Annotated in this window: 21 protein-coding genes and 1 other RNA gene; 14 read left to right on the forward strand and 8 right to left on the reverse strand. The window is 68.2% G+C overall.

What is annotated here, in order from left to right; translation table 11 throughout:
• Nucleotides 1–2: 2 nt before the first annotated feature.
• Both PHLH3_RS01265 and PHLH3_RS01270 read left to right on the forward strand, forming a co-directional pair.
• Nucleotides 3–1,037 carry an extracellular solute-binding protein gene (locus tag PHLH3_RS01265; protein WP_213627719.1) on the forward strand — a complete coding sequence of 345 codons (1,035 nt, stop codon included), beginning with the start codon at nt 3–5 and terminating at the stop codon, nt 1,035–1,037.
• A gap of 64 nt (nt 1,038–1,101) precedes the next feature.
• A complete protein-coding gene (locus PHLH3_RS01270) occupies nt 1,102–2,562 on the forward strand; it encodes an amidase (protein ID WP_213627721.1) in 1,461 nt (486 codons plus the stop codon).
• Between the two features lie 66 nt (nt 2,563–2,628).
• Here the strand turns inward: PHLH3_RS01270 and PHLH3_RS01275 are convergent, their stop codons facing one another.
• Nucleotides 2,629–3,606, reverse strand: coding sequence for an NADPH:quinone oxidoreductase family protein (locus PHLH3_RS01275; RefSeq protein WP_213627723.1), 978 nt, complete (start codon nt 3,604–3,606; stop codon nt 2,629–2,631).
• Between the two features lie 190 nt (nt 3,607–3,796).
• Between PHLH3_RS01275 and PHLH3_RS01280 the strand changes: the two genes are divergently transcribed.
• On the forward strand, nt 3,797–4,219 hold the full coding sequence (locus PHLH3_RS01280) for a flagellar basal body-associated FliL family protein (protein ID WP_173176660.1): 423 nt from the start codon (nt 3,797–3,799) through the stop codon (nt 4,217–4,219).
• A gap of 13 nt (nt 4,220–4,232) precedes the next feature.
• Here the strand turns inward: PHLH3_RS01280 and PHLH3_RS01285 are convergent, their stop codons facing one another.
• Nucleotides 4,233–4,682, reverse strand: coding sequence for an EVE domain-containing protein (locus tag PHLH3_RS01285; protein WP_173176658.1), 450 nt, complete (start codon nt 4,680–4,682; stop codon nt 4,233–4,235).
• 201 nt (nt 4,683–4,883) lie between these two features.
• On the opposite strand from PHLH3_RS01285, the gene PHLH3_RS30600 reads away from it, so the two are divergent.
• Entirely contained in the window at nt 4,884–5,012 is a 129-nt protein-coding gene (locus PHLH3_RS30600; protein WP_021218212.1) for a hypothetical protein, read from the forward strand.
• Nucleotides 5,013–5,047: 35 nt separating this feature from the next.
• On the opposite strand, the gene PHLH3_RS01290 is transcribed toward PHLH3_RS30600, so the two are convergent.
• The 4 genes from PHLH3_RS01290 to PHLH3_RS01305 form a co-directional block, all read right to left on the reverse strand.
• The gene (locus PHLH3_RS01290; protein WP_173176650.1) at nt 5,048–5,653 is read right to left on the reverse strand and encodes a 5-formyltetrahydrofolate cyclo-ligase; all 606 of its coding nucleotides are present in this window, start codon (nt 5,651–5,653) and stop codon (nt 5,048–5,050) included.
• A gap of 8 nt (nt 5,654–5,661) precedes the next feature.
• Nucleotides 5,662–5,840: non-coding RNA, 6S RNA (ssrS, locus tag PHLH3_RS01295), on the reverse strand.
• Between the two features lie 34 nt (nt 5,841–5,874).
• Complete coding sequence (locus PHLH3_RS01300; RefSeq protein ID WP_111261123.1) at nt 5,875–6,189, reverse strand: cell division protein ZapA; 315 nt, start codon at nt 6,187–6,189, stop codon at nt 5,875–5,877.
• On the reverse strand, nt 6,186–6,395 hold the full coding sequence (locus tag PHLH3_RS01305; protein WP_111261122.1) for a TIGR02449 family protein: 210 nt from the start codon (nt 6,393–6,395) through the stop codon (nt 6,186–6,188). Before PHLH3_RS01305 ends, PHLH3_RS01300 begins: the two co-directional genes overlap by 4 nt.
• A gap of 157 nt (nt 6,396–6,552) precedes the next feature.
• Between PHLH3_RS01305 and PHLH3_RS01310 the strand changes: the two genes are divergently transcribed.
• The 10 genes from PHLH3_RS01310 (at nt 6,553) to gcvP (ending at nt 18,917) form a co-directional block, all read left to right on the forward strand.
• Complete coding sequence (locus tag PHLH3_RS01310; protein WP_111261121.1) at nt 6,553–7,116, forward strand: YecA family protein; 564 nt, start codon at nt 6,553–6,555, stop codon at nt 7,114–7,116.
• A 43-nt stretch (nt 7,117–7,159) separates the two neighbouring features.
• On the forward strand, nt 7,160–8,494 hold the full coding sequence (gene pepP, locus PHLH3_RS01315; RefSeq protein WP_173176648.1) for a Xaa-Pro aminopeptidase: 1,335 nt from the start codon (nt 7,160–7,162) through the stop codon (nt 8,492–8,494).
• Nucleotides 8,494–9,678: a 2-octaprenyl-6-methoxyphenyl hydroxylase gene (gene ubiH, locus PHLH3_RS01320; RefSeq protein WP_213627725.1), complete on the forward strand. Its 1,185-nt coding sequence runs from the start codon at nt 8,494–8,496 to the stop codon at nt 9,676–9,678. The genes pepP and ubiH overlap by 1 nt, the downstream gene beginning before the upstream one ends.
• Nucleotides 9,679–9,686: 8 nt before the next feature.
• The gene (locus PHLH3_RS01325) at nt 9,687–10,169 is read left to right on the forward strand and encodes a DUF4442 domain-containing protein (protein WP_213627727.1); all 483 of its coding nucleotides are present in this window, start codon (nt 9,687–9,689) and stop codon (nt 10,167–10,169) included.
• 9 nt (nt 10,170–10,178) lie between these two features.
• Nucleotides 10,179–11,396, forward strand: a complete 1,218-nt coding sequence (locus tag PHLH3_RS01330; RefSeq protein WP_213627729.1) for a 2-octaprenyl-3-methyl-6-methoxy-1,4-benzoquinol hydroxylase — start codon at nt 10,179–10,181, stop codon at nt 11,394–11,396.
• Between the two features lie 117 nt (nt 11,397–11,513).
• On the forward strand, nt 11,514–12,515 hold the full coding sequence (locus PHLH3_RS01335) for an extracellular solute-binding protein (RefSeq protein WP_213627731.1): 1,002 nt from the start codon (nt 11,514–11,516) through the stop codon (nt 12,513–12,515).
• Nucleotides 12,516–12,582: 67 nt separating this feature from the next.
• A complete protein-coding gene (locus tag PHLH3_RS01340) occupies nt 12,583–14,202 on the forward strand; it encodes an iron ABC transporter permease (RefSeq protein ID WP_213627733.1) in 1,620 nt (539 codons plus the stop codon).
• 189 nt (nt 14,203–14,391) lie between these two features.
• A complete protein-coding gene (gene gcvT / locus PHLH3_RS01345; RefSeq protein WP_111261114.1) occupies nt 14,392–15,474 on the forward strand; it encodes a glycine cleavage system aminomethyltransferase GcvT in 1,083 nt (360 codons plus the stop codon).
• A gap of 46 nt (nt 15,475–15,520) precedes the next feature.
• Nucleotides 15,521–15,910, forward strand: a complete 390-nt coding sequence (gene gcvH / locus PHLH3_RS01350) for a glycine cleavage system protein GcvH (protein ID WP_111261113.1) — start codon at nt 15,521–15,523, stop codon at nt 15,908–15,910.
• A 130-nt stretch (nt 15,911–16,040) separates the two neighbouring features.
• Nucleotides 16,041–18,917, forward strand: a complete 2,877-nt coding sequence (gene gcvP / locus PHLH3_RS01355; protein WP_213627735.1) for an aminomethyl-transferring glycine dehydrogenase — start codon at nt 16,041–16,043, stop codon at nt 18,915–18,917.
• 160 nt (nt 18,918–19,077) lie between these two features.
• Here the strand turns inward: gcvP and PHLH3_RS01360 are convergent, their stop codons facing one another.
• Both PHLH3_RS01360 and PHLH3_RS01365 read right to left on the reverse strand, forming a co-directional pair.
• Nucleotides 19,078–19,302, reverse strand: coding sequence for a hypothetical protein (locus tag PHLH3_RS01360; RefSeq protein ID WP_213627736.1), 225 nt, complete (start codon nt 19,300–19,302; stop codon nt 19,078–19,080).
• A gap of 228 nt (nt 19,303–19,530) precedes the next feature.
• The gene (locus tag PHLH3_RS01365; protein ID WP_213627738.1) at nt 19,531–19,833 is read right to left on the reverse strand and encodes a DUF2388 domain-containing protein; all 303 of its coding nucleotides are present in this window, start codon (nt 19,831–19,833) and stop codon (nt 19,531–19,533) included.
• Between the last annotated feature and the right edge of the window lie 22 nt (nt 19,834–19,855).

Raw genomic sequence — 19,855 nt, forward strand, 5'->3', positions numbered from 1 at the left:
GCATGAAAAAGCTGATCGCTGTTCTGGGTGCTTCGCTGGGCCTCGCCCTGGCTGCCGATGCGCAGGCCGCCGGTACGCTCAACGTCATCAGTTGGAGCGGCTATTTCTCGCCGCAGATCCTGGAGAAGTTCGAAAAGGAGAGCGGCATCAAGGTCACGGTGGACTCCTACGACTCCAACGAGACGCTGCTGGCCAAGCTCAAGCAGGGCGGTGCCGGCTACGACGTCGCCATTCCCTCGCACCAGTTCGTGCCGATCCTGATCCAGGAGCAGTTGCTGGAGCGCTTCGAACCCGGCCAGGAGGCCTACTACCAGGGCTTCACAGCCAACCTGCAGAAGCCCGCCTGGGACCCGCAGGGCGCCTATGCCGCGCCCTTCATCTGGGGCACCACCAGCGTGGTGGTCAACCGCGAGCGCTACCAGGGCGAGGCGGACAGCTACGCACTGCTGTTCAAGCCGCCGGCGGAGCTGCAGGGGCGCATCAACATGTTCGACTCGGTCAGCGAGGTGATCGACACCGCCAGCCTCTACCTGGGCATCCCGCTGTGCAGCGAGGACCCCAAGCAGATGCAGCAGGTGCTGGCGCTGCTCAAGGAACAGAAGCCCCATGTGCGCACCTACAGCTCAAAGGCCGGTGCCATCCGCGAGAGCCTGGCGGCCGGCGAGCTGGACATGTCCATGTTCTGGGGCGGCTCGTCGCTGCGCGCGCGGGAGATGAGGCCGAGCCTCGAGTACCTGTACCCGAAGGAAGGCGTGATGGCCTGGGTGGACAACCTGGTGATCCCCAAGGGCGCTCGCAACCTGGATAACGCCAAGGCCTTCATCGCCTTCCTCAGCCAGCCGGAGAACGCCGCGCTGACGCAGAACTTCCTCAAGCACCAGAGCCCGGTGCAAGGCGTCGAGCCCTTCCTCGAGCCCGGCCTCAAGGACGCCCCGGAGCTGCACATCCCCGAAGGCACCAAGGTGGTGTTCAGCCAGACCTGCGGTGCCGGTGCCATCCGCCTGGCCGATCGCCTGTGGACCAGCCTGATGCGTTGATGAACGACGCCCCCGCCGTCGTGGGGGCGCATAACGAAAACGAGACGGAACGAGATCACTGCCCATGAGTCATGCAAGCCCGATCAGCGAGCTGGTGCGCCTGCCGGCCGCCGAGCTGGCCGAGCGCATCCGCGCACGCGATGTGTCCTGCCGCGAGGTGATGCTGGATTACCTGGCCCAGATCGAACGCTTCAACCCGGCGGTCAATGCGCTGGTCAGCCTGCAACCGGCCGAGGCGTTGCTGGCCCAGGCCGATGAACGCGATGCCGAGCTGGCGCGGGGCCTCTACCGGGGCTGGATGCACGGTCTGCCCCATGCGGTGAAGGACCTGTCGGCGGTCAGGGGCATCACCACCACCTACGGCTCGCCCTTGTTCCGCGACCACGTGCCGGCACGTGACGGCATCATGGCCGAGCGCCTGCGCGCGGCCGGGGCGATCTTCATCGGCAAGAGCAACACGCCGGAATTCGGCCTCGGCTCGCAGAGCTACAACCCGCTGTTCGGCGCTACCGGCTGCGCCTTCGACCCCACCCGCACGGCCGGCGGCAGCAGCGGAGGCGCCGCCGCTGCGCTGGCGCTGCACCTGGTGCCGGTGGCCGATGGCAGCGACATGATGGGCTCGCTGCGCAACCCGGCGGCGTTCAATAACGTCATCGGCTTCCGCCCGTCCCAGGGTCGCGTGCCTTTCGACGACAGCGCCGACCTGTTCTTCGACCAGCTCGGCTACGAGGGGCCGATGGGCCGCACCGTGCGCGACGTGGCCCTGCTGCTCTCGGTGCAGGCCGGTGGCGATGCGCGCGCACCGCTGTCCATCGCCGCTGGCGGCGAGGTTTTCGCCGGTTCGCTGCAGCGCGACTTCAGGGGCGCTCGCCTGGGCTGGCTGGGCGATCTCGACGGCCAGTTGCCGATGCAGCGCGGCGTGCTGGAACTGTGCCGCACCGCCCTGAAGGACTTCGAGGCACTGGGCTGCGTGGTGGAGGAGACGAGCCTGGGCTTTTCCCGCGAGCGGCTCTGGGACACCTGGCTGACCCTGCGTCACTGGCTGGTGGCCGGCGGCCTGGCGGCGGCCTACGAGGACCCGGCGAAACGCGCATTGCTCAAGCCCGAAGCCTGCTGGGAGGTGGAAAACGGCCTGCGCCTGAGCGGCCAGCAGGTCTACCGCGCCTCGGCCGCCCGCAGCGACTGGTATCGCGTGGTGAGCCGGCTGTTCGAGCGTTTCGATTTCCTGTTGCTGCCCAGCGCCCAGGTCTTCCCCTTCGACAAGGCGCAGCACTGGCCTAAGGCGATCGAGGGCGTGGCGATGGATACCTATCACCGCTGGATGGAGGTGGTGATCCCCGGGACCCTGTCGGGCTGCCCGGTGGCCAACGTGCAGGCGGGGTTCAACACGGACGGCTTGCCGATGGGGCTGCAGATCATCGGCCCGCACCAGAAGGACCTGGCGGTGCTGCAACTGGCCCATGCCTACGAACAGGCCAGCGACTGGTTCCGCCGGCGTCCGTCGCCGTTGCTGGCGGCGGGCTGAGACGCCCGGAAAGAAAAGGGCCCGCTCCCGTTTCGTGGCGGGGCGGGCCCAGTACTGCCCGGTTGCCTAGCGGACCTTGACGACCACCTTGCCCACCGCCTTGCGCTGGCCGAGGGCATTGATGGCGTCGGCGGACTGCTCCAGCGGGAACACCTGGGAGACCAGCGGCTTGAGCTTGCCTTCGGCATGCCAGGCGAACAGTTGCTGGAAGTTGGCCAGGTTGTCCTGGGGCTGGCGCTGGGCGAAGGAGCCCCAGAACACGCCGACCACCGAGGCGCCCTTGAGCAGGGTCAGGTTCACCGGCAGCTCGGGGATGCGGCCGCTGGCGAAGCCGACCACCAGCAGGCGGCCGTTCCAGGCGATGGAGCGGATGGCCTCGTCGAACAGGTCGCCGCCGACCGGGTCGTAGATCACGTCCGCGCCCTGGCCGCCGGTCAGCTCCTTGACCTTCTCCTTGAGGCTGGACTCGCTGTAGTTGATCAGCAGGTCGGCGCCTGCGGCCTTGGCCACTTCCAGTTTCTCGGCGCTGCTGGCGGCGGCGATCACCCTGGCGCCCATGGCCTTGCCGATCTCCACCGCCGCCAGGCCGACGCCACCGGAGGCGCCCAGCACCAGCAGGGTCTCGCCCGGCTGCAGGTTGGCGCGCTGCTTGAGGGCGTGCATGGAGGTGCCGTAGGTCATGCCGAAGGCGGCGGCGGAATTGAAGTCGATGCCCTTGGGGATCGGCATCACGTTGTAGCCGGGCACGGCCACCTGCTCGGCGAAGCTGCCCCAGCCGGTCAGCGCCATGACCCGGTCACCGGGCTTGAGGTGGGTGATCTTCTCGCCGACGGCGGCGACGGTGCCGGCCGCTTCGCCACCCGGGGAGAAGGGGAACGGCGGCTTGAACTGGTACTTGCCTTCGATGATCAAGGTGTCGGGGAAGTTGACGCCGGCGGCATGCACGTCGATCAGCACTTCGTTCTTCTTCGGCTCGGGGCTGGCAACCTCTTCGAGCACCAGGGTTTCGGCTGGGCCGAAGGCTTTGCACAGGACGGCTTTCATGGACGCTTCCTCAACGTGGATGCCGGCGCGAAGGGCGCGGCAGGTTGGCCTGATGGCTTGGCAGTGTAGGTAGCCGGCCCGGTGGGTCAACGAGCATGGCCCGGCCTGATAGCCATGCATAAGCATCGGGCTTGGGCCGGCGCGCGGGTCTGGCTATGCTAGGCGGCATGCCTCCTCAGGAATGATCCCCGTGAAAACCACCCTCGCACTGCTGCTGGCCCTGCTCATCCCCTTCGCCGCCCTGGCCAACGAGGAGAAGGAAGAACCCAAGGAGGGCGAGGCTGCCGCCCCGAAGGTCGCCTATGTCGGCCTGACGCCGGCGCTGGTGGGCAACTACGGTGCGGGCCCCAAGCTCAAGTACTACAAGGCCGATATCTCCCTGCAGGTGGCCGGGGCGGACGCCGCCAAGTCGGTGGAGTACCACGAGCCGCTGATCCGCAATCAGCTGGTGATGCTGTTCGCCCAGCAGACCGACGAGAGCCTGGCCACGCCCGATAGCAAAGAGAAACTGCGCCAGGAGGCGCTCAAGCAGGTCCAGCAGGTGCTGCAGCAGGAAGAGGGCAAGCCGCTGGTGGACGACCTGCTGTTCAACAACCTGATCATCCAGCCCTGACCCGGGCTCGCGTTCAGCGCAGCGCGAGCACCGCCTGCCATTCCTCGTCGCGCACCGGCATCACCGAGAGGCGCGACCCCTTCTGCACCAGCGGCATCGCCTCCAGCGCGGCCTGGGCCCTCAGCGTCGCCAGCGGGATGACCGTCGGGAAGGCCTCGACGAACTCGACGTCCAGCGCGCTCCAGGGGTTCTTCTCGTGGCTGGCCTTGGCATCGAAGTAATGGCTGCCGGGGTCCAGCGCCGTCGGGTCCGGGTAAGTGGCGCCGACGATGCGGGCGATCCCGGCGATGCCCGGTTCCGGGCAGCTGGAGTGGTAGAAGAAGAACAGTTCGCCCTCTTGCATGGCACGCATGAAGTTGCGTGCCTGGTAGTTGCGCACGCCGTCCCAGCGCGCGCGGCCCAGCCGCTGCAGGTCGTGGATCGACAGTTCGTCGGGTTCTGATTTCATCAACCAGTAAGGCATGAACTTTGCTCCTGACGTCCGGTCCTTGTCGCGGACGAAAAATCATCAACTGGCCGACGGTCGGCTGGCGTCATAAATTGCGTGTTCCCCAGCGTTGCCGGAGAATGCCGCACTTTAAGCCGCAGACCACTCGCGGCCCATAACTAAAAGCAACCGCCGCAAGTCATCGCGGAACGTTTGCCTTGAAGGGGGAGGCAATCGATGAAACGCAAACCCGATCTTCTCTGGGTACTGGTCATACTCTTCGGCCTGGGCGTGGTTACCACGGGTTACACCCAGAGCCTGTGGGAGCAGCGCCAAGGCGCGCCTGTCAGCATCCAGCAGCCCTGATTCTCCGACGGCGCCGCAAGGAATGCGGTGCCGCCTCAGTTCCCGCGATACCAGCCCCCGTCCGTCACCGTCGCCTGCAGGCGCACGTCCCAGCTCGCCAAGGGCAACCGATCCACCTTCTGGCATTCATGGGCCAGGCCCAGCAGCGTCGGCTTCTGCCAATTTTTGCGCCGTGCGCGATAGGCCAGGCTGCGGTCGTAGAAACCGCCGCCCATCCCCAGGCGCCCGCCGTCCTCGTCGAATCCCACCAGCGGCAGCAGGACCAGGTCCAGCGTCCACACCGGGCGCTGCTGCGACCCATTGGCGCGGGGTTCGAGTATGCGGAAACGGTTGCGCACCAGTTTCTCGCCCGGACGCAGGCGCTGGAACACCATGCGCGTGGGCGGCCAGGCCTTGAGCACGGGCAGGTAGGTGGCCTTGCCGCGCTTCTGTGCCTCGCGCAGCAAGGGGCGCGGGTCGATCTCGCCGTCTTCCGGCAGGTATAGCGCCACATGGCGGGCACGGCGGAACAGCGGATGCTGGGCGAGCTGGCGGTAGAGGTCGCGGGCGGCGCGTTTCTGTTCGAGAGGGGACAGGGTGCGGCGTGTCTGCCTGAGCAGGCGCCGCAGGGCCGGGCGGGAGAGAGTGCCGGCGCTGATCATGAAGGGTACGACTCCCCGGTTATGCCGCTGTCGGTTTAGCCCTTGAACCCGAAAGTTCAAGGTGGAGGTTGCAGGAGGCGTTAAGGCTTTCCGTCAGGCGGACATGCACACCGGCCCCACTTACAACCCCCGTGGTTGTGCGTATCGGCTCAGGGACATCACCGACTGGCAAACACACCAGGGAGCTGCCGGCGAGTATACCCCAAGAGAAGGCTCTGGCGTCAGGCTTCGTGACCATCCGGATCAGCGGCCAGGGCATGGTCGACACGCTCGAGCAGGTCGCGCACGCGCTCGCGGGTCGAGGTGGCTTCCTGGTCCAGGCGCTCCTGCTTGTGCAGCAGTTCGTGGGTGATGTTGAGGGCGGCCATCACGGCGACGCGGTCGGCGCCTATGACTTTGCCGCTGGTGCGGATCTCGCGCATCTTGCCGTCGAGGTAGCGGGCGGCGCTTTCCAGGTTGGCGCGCTCGTCCGAGGGGCAGGCGATGCAGTATTCCTTGTCGAGGATGTGGACGGTGACGGTGTTCGGCTGGGTCATGAATCCTGCTCCAGGGCTTTCAGGCGCGAAATCATCGCTTCGACCTTCAGCCGGGCCATTTCGTTCTTTTCGATCAGATGAGCGCGTTCTTCTTTCCAGGCCTTTTCAGCCGCCTGCAGTTGCCGGTTTTGCGACTTGAGCTGCTCAACGCGCTGGATCAGGAGCTCCAGCTTGGCGGTGAGGGCTTGCAGTTCCGCGTCTTCCATGGGCTCTCTACTTGGGCGATGAATGGTCGGACTATATAGGATCGGCCCGATCCAGGGTCAAACCCGTCGGCGGCGGTCGATGGTCTTGGCGCGCGTGCCGATGCTAGGATACGAGGCCGTCATTCTAGTGATTGCGCCCTCTGGCGCCTAGCCACCCATGCCCAGTTCCAATTCCCCGTATTCCGCCTTCGCCACCCTGCTCGCCACCAGCGGTCAGCCCGTCTCTCCCGCCGAGCTTCACGGCCTCCTGCTGGGGCGCAGCTGCGCCGGCGCGGGCTTCGACGCCGAGCCCTGGCTGGAGGATGCCGCCGAGCTGCTCGGCAGCGCCCCGCAGGACAACCTGCGCCAGGCCCTGATCGGCCTGCAGGAGATGGTCAAGGACGAACTCACCGGCAGCGAGATGGCCGTCGTGCTGCTGCTGCCCGACGACGAAACGCCGCTGGCCGACCGCGCCGCCGCCCTCGGCCAGTGGTGCCAGGGCTTCCTCGGCGGCTTCGGCCTGACCGCACGCGAAGGCGCGCTGTCCGGCGAGGCGGTCGAAGTGCTCCAGGATCTTGCCTCCATCGCCCAGGTGCAGAGCGCCCTGGAAGACTCCGAGGACGGCGAGACCGACTATATGGAAGTGATGGAGTACCTGCGCGTGGCGCCCCTGCTGCTGTTCAGCGAGTGCGCCAGGAAGCCCGCGCCGGTGGCTCCGGCGCCGAAAACCTCTCTGCATTGAACCCGCGTCACGGGCGCATGGGCGCCCCTTGTAAGGAGCGCGCATGACCCGTATCCCGAAGTCCGAATTCGCCCGTCGTCGCAAGGCCCTCATGGCGCAGATGGTGCCCAACAGCATCGCCATCCTGCCTGCGGCGCCGGTGCACATCCGCAATCGCGACGTCGAGCACGTGTACCGCCAGGACAGCGACTTCCAGTACCTCAGCGGCTTCCCCGAGCCCGAAGCGGTGCTGGTGCTGATCCCCGGGCGCGAGCACGGCGAATACGTGCTCTTCTGCCGCGAGCGTGACCCCGAGCGCGAGCTGTGGGACGGCCTGCGTGCCGGCCAGGATGGCGCCATCAGCGAATACGGCGCCGACGACGCGTTCCCCATCGGCGACATCGACGACATCCTCCCCGGCCTCATCGAGGGGCGCGAGCGCGTCTACTACTCCATCGGCACCAATCCCGAGTTCGACCAGCACCTGATGGAGTGGGTCAACGTGATCCGTTCCAAGGCCCGCCAGGGCGCCCAGCCGCCGAACGAGTTCGTCGCCCTCGACCACCTGCTGCACGACATGCGCCTGTACAAGTCGGCGGCCGAGATCAAGGTCATGCGCGAGGCCGGCGAGGTCTCCGCCCGCGCCCACGTGCGCGCCATGCAGGCCGCCCGCGCCGGCCTCTACGAATACAGCCTGGAAGCCGAGCTGGAATACGAGTTCCGCAAGGGCGGCGCGAAGATGCCGGCCTACGGCTCCATCGTCGCTGCCGGCAAGAACGCCTGCATCCTCCACTACCGCGAGAACGACGCGCTGCTCAAGGACGGTGACCTGGTGCTGATCGACGCCGCCTGCGAGCTCGACTGCTACGCCAGCGACATCACCCGCACCTTCCCCGTCAGCGGCCGCTTCAGCCCCGAGCAGAAGGCCATCTACGAGCTGGTGCTGGCCTCCCAGGAAGCCGCCTTCCTCGAAATCGCCCCCGGCAAGCACTGGAACGAAGCCCATGAGGCCACCGTGCGCGTGATCACCGCGGGCCTGGTCGAGCTCGGCCTGCTGCAGGGCGATGTCGACGAGCTGATCGCCAGCGAAGCCTACAAGCCCTTCTACATGCACCGCGCCGGCCACTGGCTGGGCATGGACGTGCACGACGTCGGCGAATACAAGGTCGGTGGCGAATGGCGCGTGCTGGAACCCGGCATGGCCATGACCGTCGAGCCGGGCATCTACATCGCCGTCGACAACCAGGACGTGCCGAAGAAGTGGCGCGGCATCGGCGTGCGCATCGAGGACGACGTGGTGGTGACCAAGAAGGGCTGCGAGATCCTCACCGGTGGCGTACCCAAGACGGTCGCCGAAATCGAGGCCCTGATGGCCGCCGCACGAACCGAGGCCGCGTGATGCAACGTACCCAACTGGCGATCATCGGCGGCGGCCTCGTGGGCGCCAGCCTGGCCCTGGCCCTGCAGGAAGGCGCCAAGGCGCGCGGCTGGAAGATCACCCTGATCGAACCCTTCGCCCCCGGTGACAGTTACCAGCCCAGCTACGACGCGCGCTCCTCGGCGCTGTCGTTCGGCACCCGGCAGATCTACGAGCGCCTCGGCCTGTGGCAGGCCATCGCCCGCCGCGCCGAGCCCATCCTGCAGATCCACGTGTCCGACCGTGGCCGCTTCGGCGCCGCGCGCCTGGCCGCCATCGAGGAGGGCGTCCCGGCGCTTGGCTACGTGGTGGAGAACGCCTGGCTCGGCCAGTGCCTCTGGCAGGCGCTGGACGCCGAGGTGGTGAGCTGGCGCTGCCCCGCCGAAGTGGTGCGCATGGAGCCCCTGGCGGACGGCTATCGCCTCAGCCTCAACGATGAAACCCAGCTCGACTGCGACCTGGCGGTACTGGCCGACGGCGGCCGCTCCGGGCTGCGCGAGCAACTGGGCATCGGCGTCAAGCGCAACCCCTATGGGCAGACCGCGCTGATCGCCAACGTCAGCCCGATGGAAGCCCATCGCGGGCAGGCCTTCGAGCGCTTCACCGACGAAGGCCCGATGGCTCTGCTGCCGCTCGCGGAAAACCGCTGCGCGCTGGTCTGGACCCGTCCGGGCAAGGACGCCGAGCGTCTTTCCCGTCTCGACGACCGCGCCTTCCTCGCCGAACTGCAGGCAGCCTTCGGTTATCGCCTGGGCGCCTTCGGCCAGGTGGGCGCGCGGCACCTCTACCCGCTGACCCTGGTGGAAGCCGAGGAGCAGGTGCGCGCCAACCTCGTGGTGCTCGGCAACGCCGCCCACAGCCTGCACCCCATTGCCGGCCAGGGCTACAACCTGTCCCTGCGCGACACCGTGGCCCTGGCCGAGACGCTGCTGGCCAGCACGGCGCCCCTGGGCGATTTCGCCACCCTGCAGGGCTACCTCGACAGCCAGCGCCTGGACCAGGACCTCACCGTCGGCTTCTCCGACCAGGTGACGCGCCTGTTTTCCAACAAGGAGCCGCTGCTGGCCACCGGGCGCAACCTGGGCCTGCTGGGGCTCGACCTGCTGCCCCCGGCCAAGCGCTGGTTCGCCCGCCAGGCCATGGGCCTGGGCACCCGCCCCCTCTGAGCCGCGCGATGCAGGACCGTCGAATGGCGCGCAAGGCGCGCTTCCTGCGCTGGGCGCTGAACATCTACCCGCCCTACCTCGGTGCGGGTGTGCGCGTGCGGCAGATCAGCGCAGACTTCCGTCTGGTACGAGTCAAACTGGCGCTGGGCTGGTACAACCGCAACTACGTCGGCACCCAGTTCGGCGGTTCGCTCTACAGCATGACCGATCCCTTCTTCATGCTGATGCTGATGAACCTGCTCGGACGCGACTACATCGTCTGGGACAAGGCCGCCAGCATCGACTTCGTCTCCCCCGGCAAGGGCCCGGTCTACGCCGAGTTCCGCATCGACGACGCGCTGCTGGCGCGCATCCGCCAGCACACCGCCGATGGTGAAAAATACCTGCCCGAGCTGCACGTCGACGTGCGCGACGGTGAAGGCACCCTGGTCGCCAGGGTGCACAAGACCCTCTATGTGCGGCTCAAGCCGCGCGCGCGGCAAGCCGCCTAAGGAATGCACATGCAAGCGGATCTGATCATCGTCGGTGCCGGCATGGTGGGCAGTGCCCTCGGCCTGGCGCTCAAGGACAGCGGCCTGGAGATCATCCTGATCGACGGCAGCCCCCTGAGCATCAAGCCCTTCGACGCCGAGGCCGCCTTCGAGCCACGGGTCAGCGCCCTGTCCGCCGCCAGCCAGCGCATCCTCCAGCGCCTCGGTGCCTGGGACGGCGTCGCCGCGCGCCGCGCCAGCCCCTATGGCGAGATGCAGGTCTGGGACGGCTCCGGCACCGGCAACATCCACTTCTCCGCCGCCAGCGTGCATGCCGAGGTGCTTGGCCACATCGTCGAGAACCGGGTGATCCAGGAAGCCCTGCTGGAGCCGCTGCACGACAGCGGCGTCGGCCTGCTGCCCAACGCCCGCCTGGAGCGCCTGCGGCGTTCCGGAGACGACTGGCTGCTGACCCTGGTGGATGGCCGCGAGCTGCGCGCCCCGCTGGTGATCGCCGCCGATGGTGCCAATTCCGCCGTGCGCCGCCTGGCCGGCTGCGCCACCCGCGAGTGGGATTACCTGCACCACGCCATCGTCACCAGCGTGCGCTGCGAACAGCCGCACCACCGCACCGCCTGGCAGCGCTTCACCGACGACGGCCCGCTGGCCTTCCTGCCGCTGGATCGCCAGGGCGACGAACACTGGTGCTCCATCGTCTGGTCCACCACGCCCGAGCAGGCCACGCGCCTGATGGCCCTGGACGACGAGGCTTTCCGCGTCGAGCTGGGCAAGGCCTTCGAGCATCGCCTGGGCCGCATCGAGGCCGCCGATCCGCGCCTGTGCATCCCGCTGCGCCAGCGCCACGCCAAGCGCTACGTGGAGCCGGGCCTGGCCCTGGTCGGCGATGCCGCCCACACCATCCACCCGCTGGCCGGGCAGGGCGTCAACCTCGGCTTCCTCGACGCCGCGGTGCTGGCCGAGGTGCTGCTGCACGCCCATGGCCGTGGCGAGCGCCTGGCCGATGAGCGCGTGCTCAGCCGCTTCGAGCGCCGGCGCATGCCGCACAACCTGGGGATGATGGCGGCGATGGAAGGCTTCCAGCGCCTGTTCCAGGCCGACCCGCTGCCGCTGCGCTGGCTGCGCAACGCGGGGCTCGACCTGGTCGACGGCCTGCCCGAGGCCAAGGCCCTGTTCGTGCGCCAGGCCCTGGGCCTTTCCGGCGACCTGCCGGAGCTCGCCCGCGTCTGACCTCCCCGGGTCGCGCGCGCGGCCCGGGCGAAACACCTCGTCATACAAAGCGCCGTCGGATGCCAACTGAGGTTGATTATCATCTGGCTCCTTTTGTCCATCGCGAGGCATTCGCAAATGAAGGCGCGCAACTCCCTGCTCACGCTCCTGGCCGTCGGCCTGGGCGCTACCTCCGTCCAGGCAGCCGATGAAGTGGTGGTCTATTCGTCGCGAATCGACGAGTTGATCAAGCCGGTGTTCGATGCCTACACCGCGAAGACCGGCGTCCCCATCAGGTTCATCACCGACAAGGAAGCCCCGCTGATGCAGCGCATCAAGGCCGAGGGCGAGAACGGCGTGGCCGACCTGCTGCTCACCGTCGACGGCGGCAATCTCTGGCAGGCCGAGCAGATGGGCATCCTGCAGCCCTTCAGCTCCCCCACCATCAAGGCCAACATCCCCGCGCAGTACCGCTCCGGCACCGACAGCTGGACCGGCCTCTCGCTGCGCGCGCGCACCATCGTCTACTCCACCGAGCGGGTGAAGCAGGAGGAGCTCTCCACCTACGAGGCCCTGGCCGATTCCAAATGGGAAGGCCGCCTGTGCCTGCGCTCTTCGAAGAAGGTCTACAACCAGTCGCTGACCGCCACCCTGATCGAGGCGCGCGGCGCCACCGAGGCCGAGAAGGTGCTCAAGGGCTGGGTCGCCAACCTGGCCACCGACCCCTTCGCCGACGACAACGCGGTGATCCAGGCGGTGGACGCCGGCCAGTGTGACGTGGGCATCGTCAACACCTATTACTACGGGCGCCTGCATCAGCAGAATCCGCAGCTGCGCGCCAAGCTGTTCTGGCCCAACCAGGCCGACCGTGGCGTGCACGTCAATCTCTCCGGCATCGGCCTGACCCGCCACGCGCCTCATCCCGAGGCGGCCAAGGCACTGGTGGAGTGGATGACCACCCCCGAGGCGCAGAGCCTGTTCGCCGGGGTCAACCAGGAATTCCCGGCCAACCCGTCGGTGCAGCCGTCGGCCGAAGTGGCCGCCTGGGGCGCCTTCAAGGCCGACGACGTACCGGTGGAAATCACCGGCAAGCGCCAGGCCGAAGCCATCCGCATGATGGACCGGGTGTCCTGGAACTGACCCACGCCGGGGCGCTCCCCGGTGGGCGCCCCTCGCCACCCTACTCCCGCCCGGTCGAGAACCCCGCTTGAAGCGTCCCGCCCTGCGCCGCTGGTATCCCATCACCTTCGCCATCGCCGCCCTGGTGCTGCTGCCGCTGTGCGTGCTGCTGCTGTCCTGGCACGAGGTGGACCGGGAGATCTGGGCGCACCTGTGGGACACCCAGTTGCCACGCCTCCTGGGCAACAGCCTGGTGCTGGTACTCGGCGTCGGCTGCGGGGTGACGCTGCTGGGCGTCAGCCTGGCCTGGCTCACCAGCCTGTGCGAGTTCCCCGGCCGGCGCTGGCTGGACTGGGCGCTGATGCTGCCCTTCGCCATCCCCGCCTACGTGCTGGCCTTCGTCTTCATCGGCCTGTTCGACTTCGCCGGCCCGGTGCAGAGCCTGCTGCGCGAAGGGTTCGGCAGCGGCGTGCGCCTGCCCCGGGTGCGTTCCACCGGCGGGGTGATCACCGTACTGGTGCTGGTCTTCTACCCCTACGTCTACCTGCTGGCGCGCAGCGCCTTCCTGGCCCAGGGGCGGGGGCTGATGGAGGCCGCGCGCACCCTGGGGCTGACGCCCTGGCAGGCGTTCTGGCGCGTCGCCCTGCCCATGGCGCGACCGGCCATCGGCGCCGGGCTGGCCTTGGCGATCATGGAGACCCTGGCCGACTTCGGTGCGGTCTCGGTGTTCAACTTCGACACCTTCACCACCGCCATCTACAAGACCTGGTACGGCTTCTTCAGCCTCGGCAGCGCGGCCCAGCTGGCCAGCCTGCTGTTGCTCGGCGTGTGCCTGGTGCTCTATGGCGAGCGCCGCGCGCGGGGCGTCACCCGCCCGGCCAGCGAACGGCCCCGTGGCGCCGCCCTCTATCACCTGCGTGGCGCCCGGGCCTGGGCGGCCAGCGCCTGGTGCGGCCTGGTGTTCGCCTGCGCCTTCGTGATCCCCCTGCTGCAACTGCTCGTCTGGTGCTGGCAGCGCGGTCGCTTCGACCTCGACGAGCGCTACCTGGGGCTGATCCTGCACAGCCTCTACCTGGGCGCGATGGCGGCGCTGATCACCGTTGCGGTCGCCTTGCTGCTGGCCTTCGCCCGGCGCCAGGAGCCGACCCGGCCGATCCGCTTGGCGGTGGGCCTTGCCAACCTCGGCTACGCCCTGCCGGGCTCGGTGCTGGCGGTGGCCATCATGCTCGCCTTCAGCTGGCTCGACCGCGAACTGGTGGTGCCCGTGTCCGGGCTGCTCGGCGGGGCCGGCAAGCCGCTGCTGCTGGGCAGCCTGACCGCGCTGCTGCTGGCCTATCTGGTGCGTTTCATGGCGGTGGCCCATGGGCCGCTGGAGAGTGCCCTGTCACGCATCCGCCCGTCACTGCCGGAGGCCGCGCGCAGCCTCGGCGTCGGTGGCCCTCGCCTGTTCCTGCGGGTCTACCTGCCGCTGCTGGTACCCGGTGCCCTGAGCGCGGCGCTGCTGGTGTTCGTCGATGTGCTCAAGGAGATGCCCGCCACCCTACTGATGCGTCCGTTCGGCTGGGACACGCTCGCGGTGCGCATCTTCGAGATGACCAGCGAGGGCGAATGGGCCCGCGCTTCGCTGCCCGCCTTGAGCCTCGTGCTGGTGGGGCTGCTGCCGGTGGTCGGCCTGATCCGCCGTTCCGCCCGGGGTTTCGGGCGCTGAAACATGGCGTGACCGGTGGGTCGCCGGTCGGGTGTCCAGTCTTCCACCTTGCGGCTACAATGCGCGCCATTCGTTGCGGCGCGTCTGCATGAAAGGGTGCCGGGAGCCCCCGCCTGGGCCGCCCAAAGCCAGGCCCGGCAAGGGCTCCGCACCCGTCCGCATCTTCGCCAAGCCCGGAAGGAGAAACCCATGGGACAGCGTACCCCCCTCTACGATCTGCACCTGGCGTTGGGGGCCAAGATGGTCGATTTCGGCGGCTGGGACATGCCGCTGCACTACGGCTCGCAAGTCGATGAGCACCACCAGGTGCGCACCGATTGTGGCGTCTTCGATGTCTCCCACATGACCGTGGTCGACGTGTCCGGCAGCCAGGCCGCGGCCTACCTCCAGCGCCTGCTGGCCAATGACGTCGACCGCCTCGGGACCCCCGGCAAGGCGCTCTACAGCGCCATGCTCAACGAGCGTGGCGGCGTCATCGACGACCTCATCGTCTACCTCACCCACGACGGCTACCGCCTGGTGGTCAACGCCGCCACCCGCGACAAGGACCTGGCCTGGATGCACAAGCAGGCCGAAGGTTTCGCGGTACGCCTCGAGGAGCGCAGCGACCTGGCCTTGCTCGCCATCCAGGGCCCCGCCTCGCGCCACCGCACCGCCGAGCTGGTGAGCAGTGCCCGCGCCTCGCTGATCCATGAACTCAGGCCCTTCCAGGGCCTGCCCGAAGGCGACTGGTTCATCGCCCGCACCGGCTACACCGGTGAGGACGGCCTGGAGATCATGCTCCCGCGCGACCAGGCGGCCGGCTTTCTCAACGAACTGGTGGGCGCCGGTATCGCGCCCATCGGCCTCGGTGCCCGCGACACCCTGCGCCTGGAGGCGGGCCTGAACCTCTATGGCCAGGACATGGATGAGGACAACTCGCCCCTGGCCTCGAACCTGGCCTGGACCATCGCCTGGGAACCTGCTGGCCGCGACTTCATCGGCCGTGCCGCATTGGAAGCCCAGCGTGCCGCCGGCGAGCAGCCGAAGCTGGTGGGTCTGGTGCTGGAGGAGCGCGGCGTGCTGCGCGCCCATCAGGTTGTGCGGGTGGAGGGCGTGGGCGAGGGTGAGATCACCAGCGGCAGCTTCTCGCCCACCCTCGGCAAGTCCATCGCCCTGGCCCGCCTGCCGGCGGGGACATGTGATCGCGCCGAGGTGGAAATCCGTGGCAAGTGGTACCCGGTTCGTGTCGTCCAGCCGAACTTTGTTCGCAATGGCAAAGCCTTGATCTAAATTTTCCTGGCGGGCCGACCGCCGCCGTCCTTTAGGAGCCTGAACAATGAGCAACATCCCCGCCGATCTGCGTTACGCCCCCAGCCACGAGTGGGCCCGCCTGGAAGCCGATGGCAGCGTTACCGTGGGCATTTCCGACCATGCCCAGGAAGCCCTGGGCGACGTGGTCTTCGTCGAGTTGCCGGAAGTCGGCAAGACCCTGGCCGCCGGCCAGGAAGCCGGCGTGGTCGAGTCGGTGAAGGCCGCCTCGGACATCTACTCGCCGGTTTCCGGCGAGGTGATCGCCATCAACGAGCAACTGACCGAGTCCCCCGAAGACGTCAACAGCGACCCCTACGGCGCCTGGTTCTTCAAGCTCAAGCCGGCCAACACCGCCGAGCTGGACAAGCTGCTGGACGCCGCCGCCTACAAGGCCTCCGCCGACTCCGACGCCTGACCCCACCCGGCGCGCCGCTCCCCCTGGGGCGGCCGCCGGCGCCCCGCCCGGCGGGTCTCCCCGACCAGCCGGCCGGCCATCCTGGAAATGCTTGCCTAAGCTTATCGGGCCATTTCCAGAGGCCGATCCCATGTCGCACATCCCTCCGCTGTCCCAACTGCAACAGCCCGATGCGTTCCTCCGCCGCCACCTGGGCCCGGACCCGGCCGAGCAGCAGGCCATGCTCGAGACCCTGGGCCTCGCCGACCGCGACGAACTGGTGGTGCAGACGGTGCCGCCGGCGATCCGCCTCAACCGCCCGCTGGACCTGCCTCCCGCCCTCGACGAGGAAGGCGCCCTGGCGAAGCTGCGCGCCCATGCGCAGCGCAACGAGGTGTGGACCAGCCTGATCGGCATGGGCTACCACGGCACCCTGACCCCGGCGGTGATCCTGCGCAACGTGCTGGAGAACCCCGGCTGGTACACGGCCTACACCCCCTACCAGCCGGAGATCGCCCAGGGCCGCCTGGAAGCACTGCTGAATTTCCAGCAGATGACCATCGACCTCACCGGCCTGGAGCTCGCCAGCGCCTCGCTGCTGGACGAAGCCACCGCCGCCGCCGAGGCCATGGCCCTGGCCAGGCGCGTGGCCAAGGCCAGGAGCAACCTGTTCTTCGCCGACCAGAACTGCCACCCGCAGACCCTCTCCGTGGTGCGCACCCGCGCCGAAGCCTTCGGCTTCGAACTGGTGGTGGACGCGGTGGAGAACCTGCCTTCCTACCCGGTGTTCGGCGCGCTGCTGCAGTACCCCGACACCCATGGCGAGATCCGCGACCTGCGACCGCTGATCGAGCACCTGCACGGCCAGCAGGCGCTGGCCTGCGTCGCCGCCGACCTGCTCGGCCTGCTGCTGCTGACCCCGCCCGGCGAGCTGGGCGCCGACGTGGTGTTCGGCTCGGCCCAGCGCTTCGGCGTGCCCATGGGCTACGGCGGCCCCCATGCCGCCTTTTTCGCCACCCGCGACGAATTCAAGCGCGCCATGCCCGGGCGCATCATCGGCGTCTCCAAGGACGCACGGGGCAACCTCGCTCTGCGCATGGCCCTGCAGACCCGCGAACAGCACATCCGCCGCGAGAAGGCCAACTCCAACATCTGCACCGCCCAGGTGCTGCTGGCCAACATCGCCGGCTTCTACGCCGTCTACCACGGCCCCCAGGGCCTCAAGCGCATCGCCCAGCGCGTGCACCGGCTCACCGCCATCCTCGCCGAGGGGCTGGCGCGCAAGGGCATGCAGCGGGTCAACCAGCACTACTTCGACACCCTCACCCTGGAGGTGGGCGGCAGCCAGGCGGCGATCATCGAATCGGCGAAGGCCGCCCGCATCAACCTGCGCATCCTCGGGCGCGGCCGGCTCGGATTGAGCCTGGACGAGACCAGCAGCGCGGCCACCGTCGAGCAGTTGTGGAGCATCTTCCTCGGCGCCGACCACGGCCTCTCGGTGGACGAGCTGGACGCCGGGGTGCTGGTGCCGGGCATTCCCGCCGCCCTGGCGCGCGAGTCCGCCTACCTCGAACACCCGGTGTTCAACACCCACCACAGCGAGACCGAGATGCTGCGTTACCTCAAGCAGCTGGAGAACAAGGACCTGGCGCTCAACCAGTCGATGATCCCCCTGGGCTCCTGCACCATGAAGCTCAATGCCACCAGCGAGATGATCCCCATCACCTGGCCGGAGTTCGCCGCCATCCACCCCTTCGCTCCGCTGGAACAGGCCCAGGGCTACCAGGCGATGATCGCCGAGCTGGAGGAATGGCTGCGGGCGATCACCGGCTTCGACGCCATCTGCATGCAGCCCAACTCCGGGGCCCAGGGCGAGTACGCGGGGCTGCTGGCGATCCGCAAGTACCACGAGAGCCGGGGCGAGGCGCACCGCAACATCTGCCTGATCCCCGCCTCGGCCCACGGCACCAACCCGGCCTCGGCGCAGATGGCGAGCATGCGCGTGGTGATAGTCGAGTGCGACAAGGCCGGCAACGTCGACCTCGACGACCTCAAGGCCAAGGCGGCCGAGGCGGGCGCGCAGCTGTCCTGCCTGATGGCCACCTACCCCTCGACCCACGGCGTGTACGAGGAAGGCATCCGCGAGATCTGCGAAGTCGTCCACGCCCAGGGCGGGCAGGTCTACATGGATGGCGCCAACCTCAACGCCCAGGTCGGCCTGGCGCGCCCGGCCGACATCGGTGCCGACGTGTCGCACATGAACCTGCACAAGACCTTCTGCATCCCCCACGGCGGCGGTGGCCCGGGCATGGGGCCGATCGGTGTGCGCGCGCACCTGGCGCCCTTCGTCGCCAACCACCCGGTGATCGAACTCAAGGGACCGGACCCGGAGAACGGGGCGGTCAGCGCGGCGCCCTGGGGCAGCGCCAGCATCCTGCCGATCAGCTGGATGTACATCGCCATGATGGGCCCGCAGCTGGCGGATGCGACTGAGCTGGCCATCCTCAACGCCAACTACCTGGCCAAGCGTCTCGGCGAGGCCTACCCGGTGCTCTACACCGGGCGCAACGGACGGGTCGCCCACGAATGCATCCTCGACCTGCGCCCGCTCAAGGCCGAGACCGGGATCAGCGAGGAGGACGTGGCCAAGCGCCTGATGGACTACGGCTTCCACGCGCCGACCATGTCATTCCCGGTGCCCGGCACCCTGATGGTCGAGCCCACCGAGAGCGAGTCCAAGCACGAGCTGGACCGCTTCATCGAGGCCATGCTCGGCATCCGCGCGGAGATCGCCAAGGTGCAGGCCGGCGAATGGCCTGCCGAGGACAACCCGCTCAAGCGTGCGCCGCACACCCTGGCCGACGTGGTGGGCATCTGGGAGCGCCCCTACAGCATCGAGCAGGCCGTCACGCCCACCGCGCACACCCGGGCGCACAAGTACTGGCCGACGGTGAACCGCGTCGACAACGTCTATGGCGACCGCAACCTGTTCTGCGCCTGCGTGCCCCTGGAGGACTACCGCGAATAGGGCATCTCGAAAAACTGCCTGTGTTGCCATTGCTGCGTTGAAAACAGGCTCAAAGTGCTCATTCACACGGCGTGAACTGCGCTTCTAGCCTGCTTTTGCCTTGCACCGACGGCCTCGCCGACGTTCTTGCAGGTGCCCGGTAGCCGCTCCGGGGTCGGAATCACTCGGCCTTCAGCTGCAGGCGTCCGAGCAGGCCGATCAGCAGCACGTTGAAGACGATCAGAAGCAGGCTGCTGGCCAGGCCGACGAGGTTGATCAGCGTGCTCGGCATGAAATCGAAGAGGCTGAAGTCGAGCATCGAGAGCACGCGCTCGCCGAACCAGAACAGGTCGATCACGATCATCAGGACCAGCACGATCTTCAGCGTGGGAACGGGATTGCCCATGGGGTACGTCCTTGTGGGGAGGGAGTGGAGTGGCCGTTGCGCCGTGACGCCGGCCCGTTGCTTTTTGCCTGAGCCAAGCGCCGCCCGCAACCACCGGATGCGCAGGGTGCGCGCCGGGTAACGCTTCGGCGCGCGGCGCAGGGGCAATGAAAAGGGCCCTCAGCGGTGCTGAGGGCCCTCGGTGCATTCCTTGCCGCGCTGCATGCGCCCGCCTCGGCGGGCTTTCCCTTATTCGCTGGCGAGGATGGCGCTGGCCAGTTCCTCGTCGCTGGCCTGGATGCCGGGGTTGTCGGCACGGACCTGCTTCAGTGCGGCCTCCAGGAAGGGGCCGCGGATGGCGCCGTCGCTGGCGACGAAGCTGCTGGCGTCCTCGCGGGCCGCCACGATCAGCTTGTGATCCTTGAAGGTCACGTAGGTGGAGGCGGTCGTGGCGCCGGAAGAGATCACGTTGCGCCAGAAGGTATCCGCCATGGCCGAGCCAGCAGGAATGGCGGCCAGGGCGATGACAGCGGCAGCTACTGTGGTACGCATGGGATGACTCCAGGTTGTTGTG

The organism is Pseudomonas sp. Pc102 (assembly GCF_018408275.1).
GTDB lineage: Bacteria > Pseudomonadota > Gammaproteobacteria > Pseudomonadales > Pseudomonadaceae > Metapseudomonas > Metapseudomonas tohonis.